Annotated in this window: 19 protein-coding genes and 2 pseudogenes; 15 read left to right on the forward strand and 6 right to left on the reverse strand. The window is 59.5% G+C overall.

The window, feature by feature from the left end:
• Nucleotides 1–22: 22 nt before the first annotated feature.
• Complete coding sequence (locus ACZYSM_RS20650; protein WP_489074030.1) at nt 23–604, reverse strand: DcrB/PsbP domain-containing protein; 582 nt, start codon at nt 602–604, stop codon at nt 23–25.
• Nucleotides 605–1062: 458 nt separating this feature from the next.
• Between ACZYSM_RS20650 and ACZYSM_RS20655 the strand changes: the two genes are divergently transcribed.
• From ACZYSM_RS20655 to ACZYSM_RS20670, 4 genes are all read left to right on the forward strand, one after another.
• The gene (locus tag ACZYSM_RS20655; protein ID WP_489074032.1) at nt 1063–1230 is read left to right on the forward strand and encodes a metallothionein; all 168 of its coding nucleotides are present in this window, start codon (nt 1063–1065) and stop codon (nt 1228–1230) included.
• Between the two features lie 215 nt (nt 1231–1445).
• The gene (locus tag ACZYSM_RS20660; RefSeq protein WP_489074034.1) at nt 1446–2225 is read left to right on the forward strand and encodes an AraC family transcriptional regulator; all 780 of its coding nucleotides are present in this window, start codon (nt 1446–1448) and stop codon (nt 2223–2225) included.
• A gap of 139 nt (nt 2226–2364) precedes the next feature.
• On the forward strand, nt 2365–2538 hold the full coding sequence (locus tag ACZYSM_RS20665; RefSeq protein ID WP_489074036.1) for a DUF1427 family protein: 174 nt from the start codon (nt 2365–2367) through the stop codon (nt 2536–2538).
• A 42-nt stretch (nt 2539–2580) separates the two neighbouring features.
• The gene (locus tag ACZYSM_RS20670) at nt 2581–3537 is read left to right on the forward strand and encodes a quinone oxidoreductase family protein (protein WP_489074038.1); all 957 of its coding nucleotides are present in this window, start codon (nt 2581–2583) and stop codon (nt 3535–3537) included.
• A 155-nt stretch (nt 3538–3692) separates the two neighbouring features.
• Here the strand turns inward: ACZYSM_RS20670 and ACZYSM_RS20675 are convergent.
• Nucleotides 3693–3857 (reverse strand): annotated as a pseudogene (locus ACZYSM_RS20675) (purine nucleoside permease); the annotation flags it as partial.
• 14 nt (nt 3858–3871) lie between these two features.
• Here ACZYSM_RS20675 and ACZYSM_RS20680 point away from each other — a divergent pair.
• The 5 genes and pseudogenes from ACZYSM_RS20680 (at nt 3872) to mnmH (ending at nt 9165) form a co-directional block, all read left to right on the forward strand.
• Nucleotides 3872–4396 (forward strand): DUF427 domain-containing protein, encoded by a 525-nt coding sequence (locus ACZYSM_RS20680; RefSeq protein WP_489074040.1) that lies wholly within the window; start codon nt 3872–3874, stop codon nt 4394–4396.
• Nucleotides 4353–6500 (forward strand): ergothioneine biosynthesis protein EgtB, encoded by a 2148-nt coding sequence (gene egtB, locus ACZYSM_RS20685; RefSeq protein ID WP_489074042.1) that lies wholly within the window; start codon nt 4353–4355, stop codon nt 6498–6500. The genes ACZYSM_RS20680 and egtB overlap by 44 nt, the downstream gene beginning before the upstream one ends.
• 53 nt (nt 6501–6553) lie before the next feature.
• Nucleotides 6554–6875 (forward strand): annotated as a pseudogene (locus ACZYSM_RS20690) (autotransporter outer membrane beta-barrel domain-containing protein); the annotation flags it as partial.
• Between the two features lie 161 nt (nt 6876–7036).
• Nucleotides 7037–8071, forward strand: a complete 1035-nt coding sequence (gene selD, locus ACZYSM_RS20695) for a selenide, water dikinase SelD (protein ID WP_489074044.1) — start codon at nt 7037–7039, stop codon at nt 8069–8071.
• Nucleotides 8071–9165: a tRNA 2-selenouridine(34) synthase MnmH gene (mnmH, locus tag ACZYSM_RS20700; RefSeq protein WP_489074046.1), complete on the forward strand. Its 1095-nt coding sequence runs from the start codon at nt 8071–8073 to the stop codon at nt 9163–9165. Before selD ends, mnmH begins: the two co-directional genes overlap by 1 nt.
• A gap of 204 nt (nt 9166–9369) precedes the next feature.
• Here the strand turns inward: mnmH and ACZYSM_RS20705 are convergent, their stop codons facing one another.
• Nucleotides 9370–10422: a permease gene (locus ACZYSM_RS20705; protein ID WP_489074048.1), complete on the reverse strand. Its 1053-nt coding sequence runs from the start codon at nt 10420–10422 to the stop codon at nt 9370–9372.
• 93 nt (nt 10423–10515) lie between these two features.
• Nucleotides 10516–11190 (reverse strand): histidine phosphatase family protein, encoded by a 675-nt coding sequence (locus tag ACZYSM_RS20710; protein ID WP_489074050.1) that lies wholly within the window; start codon nt 11188–11190, stop codon nt 10516–10518.
• A 329-nt stretch (nt 11191–11519) separates the two neighbouring features.
• Between ACZYSM_RS20710 and ACZYSM_RS20715 the strand changes: the two genes are divergently transcribed.
• Nucleotides 11520–12227, forward strand: a complete 708-nt coding sequence (locus ACZYSM_RS20715; RefSeq protein WP_489074052.1) for a glutathione S-transferase C-terminal domain-containing protein — start codon at nt 11520–11522, stop codon at nt 12225–12227.
• Between the two features lie 51 nt (nt 12228–12278).
• Here the strand turns inward: ACZYSM_RS20715 and ACZYSM_RS20720 are convergent, their stop codons facing one another.
• The gene (locus ACZYSM_RS20720; protein WP_489074054.1) at nt 12279–12611 is read right to left on the reverse strand and encodes a winged helix-turn-helix transcriptional regulator; all 333 of its coding nucleotides are present in this window, start codon (nt 12609–12611) and stop codon (nt 12279–12281) included.
• Between the two features lie 98 nt (nt 12612–12709).
• Between ACZYSM_RS20720 and ACZYSM_RS20725 the strand changes: the two genes are divergently transcribed.
• From ACZYSM_RS20725 to ACZYSM_RS20740, 4 genes are all read left to right on the forward strand, one after another.
• On the forward strand, nt 12710–13039 hold the full coding sequence (locus ACZYSM_RS20725) for a nuclear transport factor 2 family protein (RefSeq protein WP_489074056.1): 330 nt from the start codon (nt 12710–12712) through the stop codon (nt 13037–13039).
• A complete protein-coding gene (locus ACZYSM_RS20730; RefSeq protein ID WP_489074058.1) occupies nt 13036–13815 on the forward strand; it encodes an SDR family oxidoreductase in 780 nt (259 codons plus the stop codon). The genes ACZYSM_RS20725 and ACZYSM_RS20730 overlap by 4 nt, the downstream gene beginning before the upstream one ends.
• A gap of 133 nt (nt 13816–13948) precedes the next feature.
• Nucleotides 13949–14923 carry a porphobilinogen synthase gene (gene hemB / locus ACZYSM_RS20735; RefSeq protein WP_489074060.1) on the forward strand — a complete coding sequence of 325 codons (975 nt, stop codon included), beginning with the start codon at nt 13949–13951 and terminating at the stop codon, nt 14921–14923.
• An 80-nt stretch (nt 14924–15003) separates the two neighbouring features.
• Entirely contained in the window at nt 15004–15582 is a 579-nt protein-coding gene (locus ACZYSM_RS20740; RefSeq protein WP_489074062.1) for an antibiotic biosynthesis monooxygenase, read from the forward strand.
• Here the strand turns inward: ACZYSM_RS20740 and ACZYSM_RS20745 are convergent.
• Nucleotides 15579–17111, reverse strand: a complete 1533-nt coding sequence (locus tag ACZYSM_RS20745; protein WP_489074065.1) for an FAD-dependent oxidoreductase — start codon at nt 17109–17111, stop codon at nt 15579–15581. The two genes, ACZYSM_RS20740 and ACZYSM_RS20745, sit on opposite strands and share 4 nt — an antisense overlap.
• Nucleotides 17112–17478: 367 nt before the next feature.
• On the opposite strand from ACZYSM_RS20745, the gene ACZYSM_RS20750 reads away from it, so the two are divergent.
• Nucleotides 17479–18573 (forward strand): DUF1615 domain-containing protein, encoded by a 1095-nt coding sequence (locus ACZYSM_RS20750; protein ID WP_489074067.1) that lies wholly within the window; start codon nt 17479–17481, stop codon nt 18571–18573.
• The last annotated feature ends 2 nt before the right edge of the window (nt 18574–18575 follow it).

An 18575-nucleotide genomic window follows, 5' to 3' on the forward strand; every position in this document is an offset into this window, starting at 1 on the left:
GCGTTTGCCACTCCCATTCTGCTTATTTTTCGCTGGTAATCTGCTTGACCAGCGCCGTGTGTCCGGTCGGGTCATCGGCGCGCGAGATGATCTGGATCACCAGGCTGCGACTGCCGGAGCCCGCCAGTAAAGTAGTGCCGAGGGTTTTGCCGCCGCCCATGGTTGCTGCACTGTCGATCTGGCGCAGGCCAAGGCCTTTGATGGTCAGTTTCTTTTCGTCTTGTTTCTTGAAGTCAGGCAATGCCGCACTTTGTTTCTGGAGGAAGCTTTCAACCGCACCGTCGAGAAATTCGCTGTCGTTGTCTTTGGTCTGCACGCCATCGGTGCGGACATTTTCAGCGACCAGCACCACGGTTTTGCTGGCTTGGTTGGTGTACATGGTGCCTATCGCACCGGCGGTGCCGTTGGCTGATTCACCAGGGGGCAATGGGTTGGCTTCAAAACCTGCGGGTAGGTTGAAGGTGAATTTACCGTCCAGGGTTGAGACGTTTTGCGCGGTCGAGGTTTTTGCTGCTGGCTGGGTGGCCGCGTAAACGCTCATGGCGCCGAAACTGGCCGCGGCTGCCAGTAATAAAACGATGGCTTTCTTACCGAACAATGACATTCCAACTCTCCAGGGTAATCGCGCTGTGGAGGCGATCATCCCATGGGCGTAGCGAATCACTCCAGTATGTTGTTCTGAGTGCCGCGCATGCTGTGCGTGGAATCGATCACTTGTGGAGAAGGGCTGGCCGCAATGCCGGTCAATTAAGGAACTTCAGGTTCAATACATTCCCCGTAGCAGCAGCCTTCGGCAGCTGCTACGCCGTTCGTCAATCGACTGCCCACTCGTCTGTTGGCCGGGGGGGTGTTTACGGTGATCAGTGCGGCCAATAGCGGGTTGATTGTGCAGCTGCTGGCTCGACAGTGCTTATCAGTCACTGCGTCACAGTCGACTACGCTTATCCATGAATGAAAACCGCCTGTAAGACTTCCGGAACCCGGCTTCGGCGCGGGCGGTCACGGCTTAACGTGTGGCTTTTGAGGCCACGCTTCGACGACCACAACAATGGAGTCAAACTCATGAAAGATGACACCTGCGCCTGCAAAAGCTGTACCTGCAAAGTCGGCGAGCATTCCATCGTCCGCCACGGCAAGCACTATTGCTGCCAGGCGTGTGCCGATCATCACGCAAATGGAGAGGCTTGCGCTTCAACCGGCTGCAAGTGTGCCAAGGGCGCCCATGGCTGACAGTGCAGACTGAAGTGGAGTCTGGCGCGGCTCCACTTCCATTTGCTGGCGGCTGATTGACTCGCCGTGGAGTGTGGCGAACCCTGCTGCGATTCGCTCACGGGAAACGTTTATCTGTCGGCCGCCATGTGATGTTTTCGATGCGCGCCTCAGTGGCAACAATCCCGATGCCTCGCTACGATGGGGCATCCTTCAAACGATCCCGATTTTTCGCCATGGCCCTTGCTGTTCCCCCTGATCTCAGTGACACCGATGTGCCCGTGCAGCCTTTGTCGCGCACCTATGCGCGTGGTTTGTATATCGAACCGCACGAGCATGTCTGGGGCCAGTTGCTGTATGCGATGAGCGGCGTGATGTGGGTTGAAACGCCAAACGAAGCGCTGGTGGTGCCGCCGCAACGAGCGGTCTGGTTGCCGCCTGGGGTGGTGCACGGGATCCGCGTGGTCTCGGATCTGCAGATGCGCAATATCTACTTGCGCCCGGCATTGGCAGCGACGCTGGACAGCAGCGTCCAGGTGATCGAGGTGGGCGGATTGTTGCGTGAGCTGATCCTCAGGCTGGTGGAGCAGGGTGACGATCAGCAACAGGATTACTACGAAGCGTTGGTCAGCCTGGCATTGCTGGAACTCAAGCGCGCCAAGCGTTCAGTGCTGAAGATCCCCATGCCCGACGACTCCGACCGGCGTCTGATGAATGTGTGTCAGGCGGTCATGTCGGCGCCTTCGCTGGATATTCCTTTCGAACAACACGCGCAAAACGCTGGCGCCAGCGTGCGCACCCTCGCGCGGCTGTTCAAGGACGGGCTGGGTATGGGCTTCGCCGAGTGGCGGCGGCAGGTGCAACTGGCAACGGCGGTGGCCGAGTTGATTCAGGGGGTGCCCGTGAGCGTGATTGCGGGTTCTCTGGGCTATTCACCGAGCAGTTTCAGCGACATGTTCCGTCGCGAACTGGGCATGGCGCCGTCGCACTATCCGTTGGGCGACCTCTCGCTCTGAACCGTCGGGCCATCGCTTTTTGGCCGACAACCAGAAGTACTTGGCCGATCCCTTCGGCGACCGGCTCTTACACTCTGTGCCTATCTTAACGTCGTCGCTCGGCCCTGATGGCTGCGACACCACGTGCACGGAGTTGAGCATGAACTACATTATTTCACTGGCCGTTGGTCTGGGTGTTGGCCTGCTCTACGGCGCGCTGGACTTCCGCTCGCCCGCGCCACCGGCCATCGCGCTGGTGGGGCTGCTGGGCATGTTGGCGGGCGAGCAGTTGTGGCCCATTGGTCGGCAAGTGGTCGCTGGCTGGTTGTCCTGAAACGCGCGGCTCGATCCCTGGATTTTTTTGATGGAGGCACTCATGAAAGCACTGCAATTCTGCAAAACCGGCGACCTCGCGGCGCTGCAATACGTCGATGTGCCCAAACCGGTCCCGGGCACCGGTGAGGTGCTGGTGCAGATCAAAGCCGCAGGCCTCAACCCCAGCGATGTGAAGAACGTACTGGGGCGCTTTCCTTACACCACCCTGCCGAGGATTCCCGGTCGTGACTTTGCAGGCGTTGTTGTGGAAGGCCCGCAGGCGCTGCTCGGTCAGGAAGTCTGGGGTACGGGCAAAGAGCTGGGCTTTTTCGCCGACGGCTCCCATGCGCAATACGTGACCCTTTCAGCCAAGGGCGTGGCGCGCAAACCCACCCATTTGAGCTTTGCCCAGGCCGCCAGCCTTGGAGTGCCTTACACCACGGCGTGGGATGCGCTGGAGCGCAGTCTGGTCACCGCCGAGACTCGTTTGCTGGTGATTGGCAGTGGTGCCGTCGGCAGCGCGGCATTGGCGCTGGCAAAGATTCGTGGCGCACAGGTGTTGGCGGCGGCCCGTCGTCCCGAACAGGTCAAGGCGTTGCAGGCCCAAGGCTTCAACGCGATCCACCTGGACAAGCCGGAGGACCTTGCGGCCCAGGTCAACGCTGTCTATGCCGGTGGCGCCGATGTGATTTTCGACACGACGGGTTTCTGGCTACCGTCGGCGGTACCGGCGCTGGCAAACTTTGGGCGCATCGCAATCATTGCCGCGCCGGTGGACGGCCATGTGCAGTTGCCGGCCCTGGCGTTGTATCGTCGGGGTGGTTCTGTGGTCGGGATCAACTCGTTGTTGTACGGCGTTGAGGCCTGTGCGGCAATGCTCGAGCAGTTCGGCCGGTTCTTCGATGAAGGGCTGCTGCCGTTGCCTGAAGGGCTGCTCGAATCACCGCTGGCCGAAGGGTTGGAGCGTTATAACGAGGTGAATCAAGGCAGCGGCGAGAAGGTGATTTTGTTGCCGTGATGGGCACTGTTTTCCGTAGCAGCTGGCGGAGCCTGCGTTCGGCTGCGCAGCAGTCGTAGATCCGGCCTCGCGATTCACCTGCAAAACCGAGTTATGGCTTTTTACGACTGCTTCGCAGCCGAACGCAGGCTCCGCCAGCTGCTACAGGACCGTGTTCAGGCCTCGGGAACACCGTTCTCCCACGCTGACCAGTTCTTGATGATCGCCTGCACCAGTGGGTTGCCGGTGCGGAACAGGTTTTCCGGCGCCGGTACAAAGCCGCCTTGATCCGCATACTTGAGCAGGTTGTCGACCTCGCTGTAACCCGGGTACGGCCGGTCCGTAGTGCACGGACATGAATGGTCGGAATTGGTCGGCGCGGTTCGTGGATGCAGCGGGTATACGGTTCGCATACCGACGCTTCGTCGCGCAGACCGACAAAGCAGTGAAACTCGAAGAGGCCAAGTATCCAGCGGTTTTTTATATCCCGAGATCCGACATTCGGGTTGAACATTACGCGCGCACCGAACATCAAATTCATTGCCCCTACAAGGGTGACGCCAATTATTTCAGCCTGAGCACCGACGCAAAGACCGCCGAAAACGTGGTCTGGACCTACGAAGACACGTACCCGACAGTGGCGGAAATCAAGGAGCACAGGGCTGAATACAGCGTTTGCGAGCAGTCACGCATCATAGCTTTTCGGGTCGGGACGAGGTGCACAAGCACTTCGCCCTGGTTCGGTCATGGAAAGAACGTACGAAGCCCTGCCTCCTCTGGAAATACCAGAGGATCGACAGACCAGCGGAACGACGATTCACCGGAGAGAAAACCTGATGACCAGCACCTTAAGCGAGCTACGCGACCTCCCTGCCAGTAGCGCACTTCTCAAGCGCTACCAAACTATTCGCAGCCGGACAGAGAGCCTGATTGCACCGCTCAGCCCTGAGGACATGGTCGTCCAGTCAATGCCTGATGCCAGCCCCGCCAAGTGGCACATGGCGCACACCACCTGGTTTTTCGAGACGTTTCTGCTGGCCGAAAACGTCGTCGACTACCACCCGTTCGATCCGGCGTTCGGTTACCTGTTCAACTCCTATTACGAAGCCATCGGCCCCCGTCATCCCCGGCCACAACGCGGGTTGATGACACGTCCGACCGTGGACAAGGTGCTGGACTACCGCAAGCATGTCGATGAACACATGCGTACCTTGCTGGAGTCGGCGTTGCCCGACGGCACCGCCGAATTGATCGAGCTGGGTCTGGCCCATGAGGAGCAGCATCAAGAACTGTTGCTGATGGACATCCTGCATTTGTTCAGTACCTCCTCGCTCAAGCCCGCCTATGACCTGCGCTGGCCCATGGACCTCTCCGGACGTCGCGGCCAGTTCAAGCCGCTCAAGGGCGGGCTGACCGAAATTGGTCACAAGGGCAAGGGTTTCGCCTTCGACAACGAAGGCCCAAGACACACCACTTACCTGCAATCTTTCGAGATCAGCGACCGCCTGGTGACCAACGGTGAATGGCTGGCCTTCATGGCGGACGGCGGCTACAGCAAAGCCAGCCTATGGCTGTCAGACGGCTGGGCGGTAGTGCAGCAAAACGGCTGGAACGCCCCGCTCTATTGGCAGCACGACGACCAGGGCTGGCGGCAAATGACTTTGCGCGGTCTGGAAGCCATCGACCCGACGGCTCCGGTGATCAGCATCAGCTATTACGAAGCCGCTGCGTTTGCCCAATGGGCCGATGCACGCCTGCCGACCGAAGCCGAGTGGGAAGCCGCCGCTGAAGCCGGTCTGCTGGAACAAGTCGATAACGTGGCCTGGCAGTGGACACAAAGTGCGTACAACGCCTACCCGGGATTCCGCCCGGCGGACAGCGCGGTGGGCGAATACAACGGCAAGTTCATGATCAACGTGATGGTTTTGCGTGGCGGTGCCAGCATCACCTCCCCAGGCCATACCCGCTCGACCTATCGCAACTTTTTCGGCCCGGACAAGCGCTGGATGTTCTCCGGTTTGCGTCTGGCCCGGGATGCGCGTCAGCCGGGTGCGGTGAACAACCACGACAGTGAATTTGGTCGTGATGTCATCGGCGGCTTGTCGGCCCCGGTGAAAAACCTGTCGCCCAAATACTTCTACGATGCCACGGGCTCCGAGCTGTTCGAGGACATTTGCGAGACGGTCGAGTACTATCCGACGCGTGCCGAAACCGGTCTGCTGACCCGGGTTGCGCAACAGATTGCCGATGCGATTCCAGAGGGCGCGGCTCTGGTGGAGTTCGGCAGCGGGGCCAGCGAGAAAACCCGCCTGCTGCTCGACGCCGCGCCACAGATTGCGCTGTACGTGCCCATCGACATCAGCGCCAATGCGCTGAAGAAGGCAGCCGCGCTGCTGAAAAAGCAGTACAAGCAATTGAAGGTCGCGCCGCTGATCGATGATTTCAGCCGCGTGCTGCAATTGCCGGCCGAAGCTGCCGGGCACACCTGCGTAGGGTTCTTCCCCGGTTCGACCATCGGCAATTTCACCCATGATCAAGCCGTGAAGTTCCTGCGTTCGGCCCACGCGTTATTGGGTGATGAGGCACACTTTATTGTTGGCGTGGATCTGGTCAAGGACGCTGACATCCTGGTCGCTGCTTACGACGACGCCGAAGGGGTGACCGCGCGGTTCAACAAGAACCTGCTGATCCGCATCAACCGTGAATTGGATGGTGACTTCAACGTCGAGGCCTTCGACCATCTGGCGTTGTGGAACGACACCGATGAGCGCATGGAGATGCATCTGGTGAGCCGCCGCGAACAAGTGGTCAAGGTCGCCGGGCACACCTTCCACTTCAGCGACGGCGAACGTCTGCATACCGAGAACTCGCACAAATTCACCGTCGAATCTTTCACCAAACTGGCGGCGCGTGCTGGCTGGTCGGTGAGCGGTTACTGGGTGAGCGAAACGCCGCAGGTGGCGTTGTTCAGTTTGAAGGCGTGATTTTCGTGTGGCCAACACTATGGTGAAAACGGTGCGAGGTTATGTGCCTGGCTACCGTCGGCACCTACAACGACCGGTTGAAGGCTCACTACGACGCCCGCAGCGCCCAGGTCTTCGGTGAAGTGGGTTACACCGTCGAAGCGGCCGGTATTGCTCTGGAACCATTCGCCGGTCTGTCCTACGTCAACTACGACAGCGAAACCGCTCATGAAAAAGGCGGAGCAGGGCGGCTGACGGCTGACGGCCGATGCCAGTCAGGACATCACCTTCTCTACCCTGGGGCTGCGCGCCGGCAAAATCATCACCCTGGCCAACGGCGGGCAATTCACCCCGCGCGGGGCCATCGGCTGGCGCCATGCCTACGGCGACACCCAACGTCCGTGTTGTGGTGTTCAGCGCTGAAGATCTTTTGAGTTTGATCCTGGTCACTGGGCGAACCGCTCAAAGATCATCCGAACGCGGCCCGAACCTTCGGTAGCTCCTGCAGGACGGCATTGCTGTAGAATTGTCCTCCTTGACTTAACGAGGTACCCCCCATGAGCGAGCCGATTCGCCTGACCCAGTACAGCCACGGCGCAGGTTGCGGCTGCAAGATATCGCCCCAGGTGCTGGAGGTGATTCTGGCTGGCAGCGGTGCACAGAACCTCGACCCGAAACTCTGGGTGGGCAACGCCTCCCGTGATGATGCGGCGGTGTATGCCATCGACGAAGAGCGCGGTGTGGTGTCGACCACCGACTTCTTCATGCCGATCGTCGACGATCCGTTTGATTTCGGGCGCATTGCCGCCACCAACGCCATCAGCGATATTTACGCCATGGGCGGTGATCCCTTGATGGCGATTGCGATCCTTGGCTGGCCGGTCAACGTGCTGGCGCCGGAGATCGCCCGGGAAGTGATTCGTGGCGGGCGTTCGATATGCGACGAGGCAGGGATTCCATTGGCCGGAGGGCATTCGATCGATGCGCCAGAGCCAATCTTCGGCCTCGCCGTTACCGGGCTGGTGGAAAAGCGCCATATGAAGCGCAACGACACCGCCACTGCAGGTTGCCTGCTGTATCTGACCAAGCCCTTGGGCATCGGCATCCTGACCACGGCGGAGAAGAAGGGCAAACTGCGTGACGCCGATGTTGGTCTGGCCCGCGACTGGATGTGCACGCTGAACAAGCCCGGCAGCCGCTTTGGCAAGTTGGCGGGCGTGACGGCGATGACCGATGTCACCGGTTTTGGTTTGCTTGGGCACTTGGTGGAAATGGCCGATGGCAGTGGCGTAACCGCGCGCATCGAATATGAGCGTGTGCCGCGCCTGCCTGGGGTCGAGTACTACCTCGATCTAGGCTGCGTGCCGGGCGGAACCCTGCGCAACTTCGACAGCTATGCCGACAAGATCGGTCGCGTTCAAGAGCTGCACAAGCGGGTACTCTGCGACCCGCAGACCAGCGGTGGTTTGCTGGTCGCCGTGACCCCTGAGGGCAACGAGCAGTTCCTGGCGGTTGCCGCCGAACTGGGCCTGGTACTCGCGCCAATCGGTGAACTGGTTGAGCGACAGACCAACGCGGTTGAGGTGTTTTGATGCCCATCGACATCACCGACTATCGCGATATCTTCCTCAACGACCGGCCGATGATGGATACCCGTGCACCGGTCGAGTTCACCAAGGGTTCCTTTCCCGGGGTGATCAATCTGCCCCTGATGACCGACGACGAGCGGCAACAGGTCGGTACTTGCTACAAGCAGCAAGGTCAGCAGGCCGCCATCGTCCTCGGCCATCAGTTGGTATCCGGCGATATCAAAGCCGAGCGTATCCAGGCCTGGGCTGATTTTGCCCGGGCCAATCCCAACGGGTATTTATATTGTTTTCGCGGTGGTTTGCGCTCGCAGATCGTCCAGCAATGGCTCAAGGACGAGGCCGGTATCGACTACCCGCGCGTTGGTGGTGGCTACAAGGCGATGCGGACCTTCCTGCTGGAAACGGTCGATCAAGCGATCGCGCAGTGCGATTTCATTGTGCTTGGCGGCATGACTGGCACGGGCAAAACCGATGTGCTCACTCAGTTGAATAACGCGCTGGACCTGGAAGGCCACGCCAATCACCGCGGTTCCAGTTTCGGCAAACGCGCGACCGGCCAACCCTCCAACATCGACTTTGAAAACCGCCTGGCCGTGGATGTGCTGAAGAAACGCGCCAAGGGCATCGAGCGATTCGTGCTGGAGGATGAGAGTCGCATGGTCGGCAGTTGTGCCTTGCCGCTACCACTTTATCAGGGGATGCAGCAGTTCCCCCTGGTCTGGCTCGAAGACAGCCTGCAAGGGCGGGTCGAGCGCATCCTGCGTGATTATGTGGTCGATCTGTGTGCGGAGTTTATTGCGGTGCACGGCGAGCAGGGCTTCGCCCTTTTTTCCGAGCGAATGCTGTCGAGTTTGAACAACGTTCACAAACGTCTGGGGGGCGAGCGTCACCAGCGGATGCTGGCACTCATGGAAACGGCGCTGGCGGAGCAGGCACGTAGCGGGGCGGTAGATTTGCACCGCGACTGGATCGAAGGCTTGCTGAGTGAGTACTACGACCCGATGTACGCCTTCCAGCGTGAGAGCAAAGGCGAGCGCATCGAGTTCGCCGGAGAGCAGGCCGCCGTGCTCGAGTATCTGCGTGAGCGCGGCAGATGATCTGCGCTGGCGGTAAATCCGTCGATTGAATTTTGCCAGGTGTTGGGGTCTTCCGACCCCATCGCGAGCAAGCTCGCTCCTACATTAGATCAGCGTCGGCTAAAAACTTGATGCCCGAACGCGGTCCAGTGTAGGAGCGAGCTTGCTCGCGATTGGCCCCGGAGCGCACCGCCATCATCAAGCTCAACCCAGTATTGCTTTGGTTTAAAGCAGCGCTGCTCCCACCAGGCCGCAGATCACACCGAACAGCATGGTCAGCACCGCCACGGTCACCAGCACCCGGGTATCGAAGTCTTTGCGCAGCATCAGCAGGGACGGCAGGCTGATACTCGGCAAGGTCATCAGCAGCGCGACCGCGGGGGCGGTGCCCATGCCCAGGGCCATCATGGTCTGCACAATCGGGATTTCTGCCGCAGTGGGGATCACGAACAGCGTGCCGACGATGGCCAGCGGCACCAGCCAGAGCAGACTGTTAGCCATCGCGCCATCGACGTGGGGGAACAGCCAGACTCGGGCGGCGCCCAGCACCAGAACGGCCACGATGTAGATCGGGATGGTGCTCCAGAACAGTTGCCACAAGGTCCGCATCCAGCGCTTCAGGAACGGTTGCGAGTCCGTTGTGCTGGCTTCAGCCACCGCGTCCAGCGCTGCTTCAGGCACGTGTTCGGGGCGAGAGATGCGCTGGGCCACCAGCGAAACGCCCAGGACCAGTACGATGCCCGCCACCAGCCGCAGCGCGGTAAAACCCCAGCCCAGCACGAAGCCCATGAACACCAGCGTCGCCGGGTTCAGCACCGGGTTGGCGATCCAGAACGCCAGCGCCGCGCCCACCGACACTTGCTGACGGCGCATGCCCGCAGCCACGGGTGCGGCGCAGCACGAGCACATCATTCCCGGCAAGGCGAACAAACCACCCCGCAAGGTAGAGGCAAAACCGGCGCGGCCGAACAGCCGCAGCAGCCAGTCCCGTGGGATCAGCACTTGCAACAGTGAGCCGAGGATCACCGCCAGGACTGCAGCCTTCCAGATCGCCAGGAAATACACCTTGGCGTAGGCCAAAGCGGCGGCCAGTGGCGCAGTCTGTTCATCGTTGAGGATCGATGCGCCGATGCTGTGATTGTCGGCGGCTACGAAGGCTTTGAGGTAGTAGGGGGACCATTTGACGTAATAGAGGCCAATGCAGGCCACCAGCACGAACAGCATGGGTTTCCACCAGAGCGACCAGCCCCGGGCGGGGACTGTGGAGGAGATGGGCATGGAAGGGTTCCGGGCAGTAGGGAATAACGGCGCATCATAACTCACTGCCGTTAACCCTGCTGAGCCCACTGCGCGTGGGCTGTAGTTGCCCGGTTATGTCGGACAATCCTGCGACCCGTTGTCCAGTCCCTGCTTGTAGCTGTGGCTGAGCAAGGTCGCCTTGCCGTTATGCCAGGTCAACGTCAGCACATACAGCGAGTCAAAATCGTTGGACGCCCAGTCTTCGGTGATGGTGTGCTTGTCGCCGACGGCCTCTTCAGCCACTTTGTTCATCAGTTTGGGCAGGTAACCGTGGGACCAGGCGGTGTAGATAATCGAGTTGTGGTACTTGTCGTTCAGCAGTTCGTCAGCCAGGTCGCTGACATCGTTGGCCGAGAAGTTGATGTTCACCGGCAACCCGAGTTTTATCGCGCTGGGGCTGATGGTCATCAACGGTCGGAGATAGCTGTAAGAATTTTTATCTTTGCCTTCCTCAACATTGCGTGTCGGGTTGGCGGCGAACACGTAATTGGCCTTGCCGAACTTCTCCGGCAGCAGCGTCGCCAGATCGATGGCGCGGTTCAGGCCTTGGCAATTCAACTGGCCGAGGCCCTCAGCGGGTTTTTCGGCGTGGCGCAGAAACACCAGGGTCTGGGTGCCGTCAGCCGGTTGCGCACGGCCTACCCTGGTTTCCAGCGCCAGGAACAAACCGCCGGCGACTAGCAGCGCAGGCACTAAAACATAGGAGGGATGTTTCAAGCGTTTAACGACATTCAGAGGGTTCTTCATTTTATAGTTGTTCTTCAGCACATTCGATTAAGACTGACAAACCTGTCCATCGCGAGCATCCAGCTTTGTGTGGTTGTCCATGTCGTTGAGATAGTAGCAGTTGGCTTGTCTACCGAGAGGGTCCTTCTCAGGGTCCCTTTAAGCCCTTTGGTGCGCTCCCGCCAATTCACGGCACTTTATCCGTGCCGGAGGGTGGCTGAGGGGAGCGGTTAGCGACAAGATGTTTCGGATTTAAGAAGACCCGAACAAGGAGGCATCTATAATCAGCCCGCCTAAACACCAGGCCCGAGCGGCTAATCCTCAAACAGCACCGTCACTGGAAGCTCACCATGACCGATCTTTCTGCTTTTCCCATCACCCAAAAATGGCCTGCCCAGTACCCCGAGTGGATTCAGCTCTATTCCTTGCCGACCCCTAACGGCGTCAAGGTGTCGATCATGCTCGAAGAGATCGGTCTGCCTTACGAGCCACACCGTGTGGGTTTCGACACCCATGACCAGCTGTCTCCCGAGTTCCTGTCGCTCAACCCCAACAACAAAATCCCGGCGATCATCGACCCTCACGGTCCGGGTGACCAACCGTTGGCACTGTTCGAGTCCGGGGCGATTCTGATCTATCTGGCTGACAAAAGCGGGCAACTCCTGGCTCAGGAGTCGGCAGCGCGCTACGAAACGATCCAGTGGCTAATGTTTCAGATGGCGGGTATTGGCCCGATGTTCGGCCAGGTCGGCTTTTTCAATAAATTTGCGGGCAAGGATTTCGAAGACAAACGCCCCCGCGATCGTTTTGTCGCAGAGACCAAGCGTTTACTGAGTGTGCTTGAAGCGCGACTGACCGGCCGCAACTGGATTATGGGTGAACGCTACACCATCGCCGATATCGCGACATTCCCATGGGTGCGCAATCTGATCGGATTTTATGAGGCCGGCGATCTGGTGGGGATCAAGGACTATCCCAACGTGTTGCGGGTGCTGGAGCGATTTGTGACGCGGCCAGCGGTTATGCGGGGTCTGGAAATCCCTAAGTCTGCGCTTTAGTAACACCTCAAGGCGCCGCCGAACATTCAGCTGCTCGGCGGTTTCACAGTCTCATCTCTGGCACGGCCCAAGCGCTGCCCACTTCAACAGCGCATCCAGCACCGGACACAAGCTCTGACCCCATTCGGTTATCCGATATTCGACTTTCGGCGGCACTTGCGGATACACCGTGCGCTGCACAATGCCGTCCGCTTCCAGCTGGCGCAGTTGCTGAGCGAGCATTTTTTGCGAGATATCGGGGATCAAGCGCTCGAGCTCGGAAAAACGCTGCACCTGGCCACCGAACAGGTGGAAAAGGATCACCAGTTTCCAGCGTCCTTCCAGTTGCTTGAGCGCGGTTTCTACAGCGCTTGCCGCGGTAGCCGGGGTATAGACCTTACTCATGGGTGCTTGACTTACCTTTTCGTGCGTTCTTGTCAGGGATAAACCTATAGCGCACATTCAGGCCATGCAACCCTCACTGAACAATCGAGGAAAGATCGATGAGCATTGCGCTGCCTGAACCCCTTGCCGAGTATTTTTCGGGTGAGAAAACCACCGATTCCGTTGTAATAGAACGCTGCTTTGCCAGCGACGCCAAGGTCCGTGATGAAGGGCAGGTGTACCAGGGACTGGAAGCCATTAAAGCCTGGAAACAAGCGGCACAGGCCAAGTACCACTATAGCGTCGAACCACTGAGCGTCTCGCAAGAGGAGGGCTCTACGCTGGTGCGCGCCCGGCTCACCGGAAACTTCCCAGGCAGTCCGGTTGAAGTCACTTACCGCTTTGTCCTGCAACAGGGACGGATTGTTTCGCTGGGGATCGGCTCATGAACGCCGAACTGGAGTTGCAAGGCCTGCGCGCACTGGTCACCGGCGGCACCAAAGGTATCGGCGAGGCGGTGGTCAAGCGTCTGCGTGAATGCGGCGCAACAGTACTGACCACCGCACGGTCCCAGCCTGAGAATCTTGCGGATGACACATTCGTCGTCGCCGATGTGTCCACGGCGGAAGGCTGCGCCAGGGTCGCAAAAGCTGTCAGCGAGCGTTTTGGCGCGCTCGATATTATTGTTCACGTGGTGGGCGGTTCCTCTGCGCCTGCCGGTGGTTTCGCGGTGCTGGATGATCAGCAATGGCAGCACGCACTGGATCAGAATTTGTTGGCGGCGGTTCGGCTGGATCGCGCACTGCTTCCCGGGATGCTTGACCAAGGCTCTGGGGTGATTGTTCATGTCACCTCGATTCAGCGCCAACTGCCGCTGCCGGAGTCAACGACTGCCTATGCGGCGGCCAAGGCAGCGCTTTCGACTTACAGCAAAAGCCTGTCCAAAGAAGTCAGCCCTAAAGGCGTGCGGGTGGTACGGGTCGCACCGGGCTGGGTGGAAACCGATGCCGCAGTGAGGCTGGTCCAGGACGTGGTCCGACAACGCAGTACGGACGAAGAGGGTGGTCGGCAGATCATCATGAATTCTTTGGGCGGCATTCCATTGGGTCGCCCGGCAAAACCGTCTGAAGTCGCCGACCTGATTGCCTTTCTGGTTTCCTCGCGCGCAGGGTCGATTACCGGCACTGAATACGTGATCGATGGCGGGACCATCCCTACGGCGTAACTTACCATTGTTACGAAATCTGCAATAAACTCTTTCTGAAGTGACGTTTGTGTCGTTCCGGGATGCGGGCATAAGCTCTCGTCCCCAAAGACTTCGTCTCATTTACACCCTTGGCCTACCTTCAGGAAAACCAATGTCCAGCCAGTTCCCAGAAGCACGTCCACGTCGTCTGCGACGTTCCGCAAGCCTGCGCAGCCTGTTCCAGGAAACCGAGTTCACGCTGAACGATCTGGTGTTGCCGATTTTCGTCGAGGAAGAAATCGACGATTTTGTCCCGATCAAAAGCATGCCTGGCGTCATGCGCATTCCGGAGTCGAAACTGGCGGGCGAAATCGAGCGTTATGCGCGGGCCGGCATCAAGTCGGTGATGACTTTCGGTGTTTCTCATCACCTGGATGGGGCGGGCAGCGATACCTGGAATGAACGCGGTCTGGTCTCGCGCATGGCGAGCATCTGCAAGGATGCGGTACCGGACATGATCGTTATGTCGGACACCTGCTTTTGCGAATACACCGACCACGGCCATTGCGGCGTGATGCACGGTGGTGAGGTCGACAACGACAAGACGCTGATCAATCTGGGCAAGCAGGCAGTCGCCGCGGCCCGCGCCGGGGCGGATGTCATTGCGCCGTCTGCGGCCATGGACGGGCAAGTCCAGGCCATCCGCCGCGCCCTCGATGAGGCAGGCTTCAGCAACACCGCAATCATGGCCTACTCGACCAAATTCGCGTCGGCGCTGTATGGTCCGTTCCGCGAAGCCGGCGGCAGCGCACTTAAGGGCGACCGCAAAAGCTACCAGATGAACCCGATGAATCGCCGCGAAGCCGTGCGCGAGTCGCTACTGGATGAGCAGGAAGGTGCCGATTCCTTGATGGTCAAGCCAGCGGGCGCTTACCTGGACATCATCCGCGATATTCGCGAGGCCTCGCGGTTGCCGTTGGCGGCTTATCAGGTGAGTGGCGAATACGCGATGATCAAGTTCGCCGCCGCTGCTGGCGCGATAGATGAAGAACGCATCGTTCGAGAAAGCCTGGGTGCGATCAAGCGCGCGGGTGCGGACCTGATCTTCACCTACTTTGCGATGGATCTGGCACTGAGCGGGATTTGAGACCGGCCGCCAACGCCCTCGACGTCTGAGGCCTGGCTTGGACTAAGCTGATCCACGATCGCGATCAGGAGGAGCCAGGCATGAATATCGAGGTATCGGATGGGGTTGTAACGCTGCTGGTGCGACACAGAGTCAAACAGGGCCGGGATGAGGAGTATGAAGCCTGGTTGCGCCACACCATCGCCATTGCCCGTGATTATCCGGGGCATCTGGGGATTGATGTGATGCGCGGGCAAAGTCGTGGGCTGGCGCTCTTCACCTGCGTATTGCGCTTCGCCACGACTGCGCAATTGCAGCACTGGCTAGACTCCGAAGATCGCCACCGATTGGTAGCACAAGCGCAGCCATTGCTGGCCGATGGTGACCAGACCGAGGTCAACGCTGATCGTGAGTTCTGGTTTACCCCGGTCGATGCTGACGGGCAGACCCCGCCGCCTCGCTGGAAGCAGGCCTGTGTGACTTTTCTAGTGATCCTTCCCTTGAGTTTTTTGGTGCCGATGTTGTGGAGGCCGCTGTTTGTCTGGCAACCATGGCTGGGCGGCTACGTGCAGAGCAACGTGCTGATCACCCTGAGCATCGTGCTGTTGGTCGTTTATGTGTTCATGCCACGAGTGACCCGACTGTTCAGCAAATGGCTGCAGCCAAGGTCTGTTGACTAAGGCCCTGGCTGGATCCCTCGCTCGTTGAAATAACGTTCAAGCACCTTTGGATCGCTGGACAGTTCAGCGAGCGCCACGTAGGTGTCGGGCCGCAGCAGATAGAAAGCATTGCGCGCAAGACCGGCCGCCTCAGAAGCAGGTCCCCAGGGAAAAATGTGCAACGCTATGCCGTGCTCAGCGCACCATGCAACCAATGGGTCGCTGACAAGCCCATACACATGAACCTGCCAGGACAGGCTCGACAGCGTGTCGAAATTGTCAGTATCGCCATCGTGCACCCAGGGCAACCGATCACCCCCATGAACATCGCCTGCGCTGCCTGCACTCAGGGGCATTGCTCGATAGTTCAGGGTGATCTGCGAAATCGTGCGGAACATAAACTCGCGTACCGCTGCCAGTGAGGTGGCCTTGGCTAGCAGAAACGGTGCCAGGCGTGTCCGCACAATGTTGGCAATGGGCCCATCGGCGGTGACGAAGCTGAACACCCGATCGGTGGTTGCCACCAGTCGTCGGGCAAATTCAATGCGCTCGGTTTCATAACTGTCCAGCAGCGTGTCCGAAGCGCTGCCCTTCAGCACGGCAGCGAGTTTCCAGGCGAGATTGATCGCATCGCCAATCCCGGTGTTCATCCCCTGACCGCCGGCGGGGCTGTGGACATGCGCGGCGTCGCCCAGCAGGAACGTTCGTCCGCTGCGGAAGTGGTCCGCCACCCGGTGATGCACACGATAGGTGGAAAACCAGTTCACCTTGAGTACTTGAACCTTGAGATGCTCGATGGCCCGGCTGCTGACGTCCTCGAACTTGAGCGTCTCGGCGTGTTCGGCGCGCTCGTCTCGTACCGTCCCGATCAACCGGGCACGTCCATGACCTGCATCTGCCAGGGGGAAGATTGCGAGGAAGTCTGCTTCGTCGAGGTCCACGTGCAGTTCACCGTTGATCGGCGGACCTGCTGCGTCCACATCGGCGACGTAGAAAACCTGCTGATAGGTGCCACCGGGAAAACCCGTATTAAGGGTTTTGCGCACCGTCGAACGGGCGCCGTCGCAACCCGCCAGGTAACGGGCTTCGCAGGTCTCTTCCTGCCCCTGAGCGTTGATCAAGTGCGCGGTGACGTATCCGTCGGCCTCCTCGAGGCTCTTCAGTTCGGTTTCGCGCTCTACCGAAACGCCGAACATTTCCAGACGTTCGATCAGCAGTTGTTCGTGTTCGTCCTGAGGGTACATTTCGAGGAAAGAATAAGGCGTCAGATCCTTGCCAATAGTCTCGAACGGCAAACGCGCAACCGGTTCGCCTTTGACCCAGAGGTTGGCCGCAGGCACCGTGTGACCGCGTTGCACAATGGCGTCTGCGAGGTCGAGCTGACGGTAGAGCTCGAGGGTTCGCGCCTGGACCGCCAGGGCTCGTGATGTTGTGCCCGGTATGGCGGTCTTGTCGAGGATCCGCACCTTGATCCCCAGCTTGCTGAGCCAGAGCGCCAGAACCAGCCCTGTCGGGCCGGCGCCAATGATCAGAACGTCGCAGTGCTTCATGTCGTTGCCCTCAGGTAGAGATCAATTCCATGCCGTTGATTGTGCACCTATGTTGCGTATTGAGCAGCTGACAAGCCTAGGGGGCCCAAAAAAGATCGCAGCCTGCGGCAGCTCCTACAGGTTTTGCGTACACCTGATAATCCACTAATCCACGGGTGTACGGATTTGGCGTAGGAGCTGCCGCAGGCTGCGATCTTGGCGATCTCGTCAGCGCCGAATATCCAGTGAAGAACACATGCGCGCCCATTTCCACTACCAAGGCTATGGAATAGCCCTCCCGCATTGAACAGCCGTTCGACCCAAGGGTCGATATCCGCGGCGGCTTTGTTCATAGTCGCCCCATTAGCCCAACGCCATTCGGGGAAACATGCGATCAAATCGATTCATCATAGGTATCGCCATGCTCCTGGTGCTGGCCGGCTGCGGCAGCCAGCGCACTCAGGAGTCGCCGGCGCGACCGGCCGAGGTGAAGGCGAAAATTGTTCGACTATTGCCGTCGAAGACGGTTGATCGTGAGGGTTGGGCGACTGACATCTATGCGGCGTTCGCTGCGCAAGGCATTGCGCCGACCACGGAAAACCTGTGTTCGGTACTGGCAGTAACCGAGCAGGAGTCTACTTTTCAGGTCGACCCGCCGGTGCCGGGGCTGGGAAAAATCGCGCGAGAGGAGATCGACCGCCGTGCGGCAGCGGTGCATGTCCCCAGTCTAATGGTGAGCGCCGCTTTGCAGGTTCGCTCGCCAAACGGCAAAAGCTACAGTGATCGGCTGAGTGCCGCGCATACCGAAAAGGATCTCAGCGCCATTTTCGACGACTTCATCGGCATGGTACCGATGGGCCGCAACCTCTTCGGGAACTTCAATCCGGTGCACACCGCTGGGCCGATGCAAGTCAGTATCGCCTTTGCCGAAACCCAGACGCGAGCCTACCCCTATCCCGTGGAGGGCTCTATTCGCCACGAAGTGTTCAGCCGTCGCGGCGGCATGTACTTCGGTATTGCGCATTTGCTGGGTTATCCGGTGAGTTACTCAAAACCGCTGTACCGCTTCGCCGATTTCAATGCCGGTTGGTACGCCAGCCGCAATGCCGCTTTCCAGAGCGCCGTCAGTCGCGTCTCGGGTATACCTCTGGCACTCGATGGCGATTTGATTCGCTTCGGTTCCATCATGCCCGGGACGACGGAGTTGGCGGTGCGTGCGCTGGGCAAGCAATTGGACATGCGTAACCCGACGATCAGAAGCCAGCTGGAGCAGGGCAATAGCCTCGAATTCGAAGACAGCACGCTCTACAAACGAGTCTTCGCCCTGGCCGAAAAGGCCGAAGGCAAACCACTGCCGCGAGCGGTGCTGCCGGGTATCGTTCTGCAAAGCCCGAAAATCACCCGCAAACTCACCACGGCCTGGTTCGCCAAACGAGTCGACGAACGCCATCAGCGCTGCATGGCTCGCGCTTCGGGTGGCTGACA

This window comes from Pseudomonas sp. F220, from assembly GCF_057813935.1.

Bases quoted from the DNA above. Each gene is read 5' to 3' on its own strand.
- ACZYSM_RS20650 (WP_489074030.1), bottom strand. From the start codon at position 604: ATGTCATTGTTCGGTAAGAAAGCCATCGTTTTATTACTGGCAGCCGCG.
- ACZYSM_RS20655 (WP_489074032.1), top strand. From the start codon at position 1,063: ATGAAAGATGACACCTGCGCCTGCAAAAGCTGTACCTGCAAAGTCGGC.
- ACZYSM_RS20660 (WP_489074034.1), top strand. From the start codon at position 1,446: ATGGCCCTTGCTGTTCCCCCTGATCTCAGTGACACCGATGTGCCCGTG.
- ACZYSM_RS20665 (WP_489074036.1), top strand. From the start codon at position 2,365: ATGAACTACATTATTTCACTGGCCGTTGGTCTGGGTGTTGGCCTGCTC.
- ACZYSM_RS20670 (WP_489074038.1), top strand. From the start codon at position 2,581: ATGAAAGCACTGCAATTCTGCAAAACCGGCGACCTCGCGGCGCTGCAA.
- ACZYSM_RS20680 (WP_489074040.1), top strand. From the start codon at position 3,872: ATGAATGGTCGGAATTGGTCGGCGCGGTTCGTGGATGCAGCGGGTATA.
- egtB (WP_489074042.1), top strand. From the start codon at position 4,353: ATGACCAGCACCTTAAGCGAGCTACGCGACCTCCCTGCCAGTAGCGCA.
- selD (WP_489074044.1), top strand. From the start codon at position 7,037: ATGAGCGAGCCGATTCGCCTGACCCAGTACAGCCACGGCGCAGGTTGC.
- mnmH (WP_489074046.1), top strand. From the start codon at position 8,071: ATGCCCATCGACATCACCGACTATCGCGATATCTTCCTCAACGACCGG.
- ACZYSM_RS20705 (WP_489074048.1), bottom strand. From the start codon at position 10,422: ATGCCCATCTCCTCCACAGTCCCCGCCCGGGGCTGGTCGCTCTGGTGG.
- ACZYSM_RS20710 (WP_489074050.1), bottom strand. From the start codon at position 11,190: ATGAAGAACCCTCTGAATGTCGTTAAACGCTTGAAACATCCCTCCTAT.
- ACZYSM_RS20715 (WP_489074052.1), top strand. From the start codon at position 11,520: ATGACCGATCTTTCTGCTTTTCCCATCACCCAAAAATGGCCTGCCCAG.
- ACZYSM_RS20720 (WP_489074054.1), bottom strand. From the start codon at position 12,611: ATGAGTAAGGTCTATACCCCGGCTACCGCGGCAAGCGCTGTAGAAACC.
- ACZYSM_RS20725 (WP_489074056.1), top strand. From the start codon at position 12,710: ATGAGCATTGCGCTGCCTGAACCCCTTGCCGAGTATTTTTCGGGTGAG.
- ACZYSM_RS20730 (WP_489074058.1), top strand. From the start codon at position 13,036: ATGAACGCCGAACTGGAGTTGCAAGGCCTGCGCGCACTGGTCACCGGC.
- hemB (WP_489074060.1), top strand. From the start codon at position 13,949: ATGTCCAGCCAGTTCCCAGAAGCACGTCCACGTCGTCTGCGACGTTCC.
- ACZYSM_RS20740 (WP_489074062.1), top strand. From the start codon at position 15,004: ATGAATATCGAGGTATCGGATGGGGTTGTAACGCTGCTGGTGCGACAC.
- ACZYSM_RS20745 (WP_489074065.1), bottom strand. From the start codon at position 17,111: ATGAAGCACTGCGACGTTCTGATCATTGGCGCCGGCCCGACAGGGCTG.
- ACZYSM_RS20750 (WP_489074067.1), top strand. From the start codon at position 17,479: ATGCGATCAAATCGATTCATCATAGGTATCGCCATGCTCCTGGTGCTG.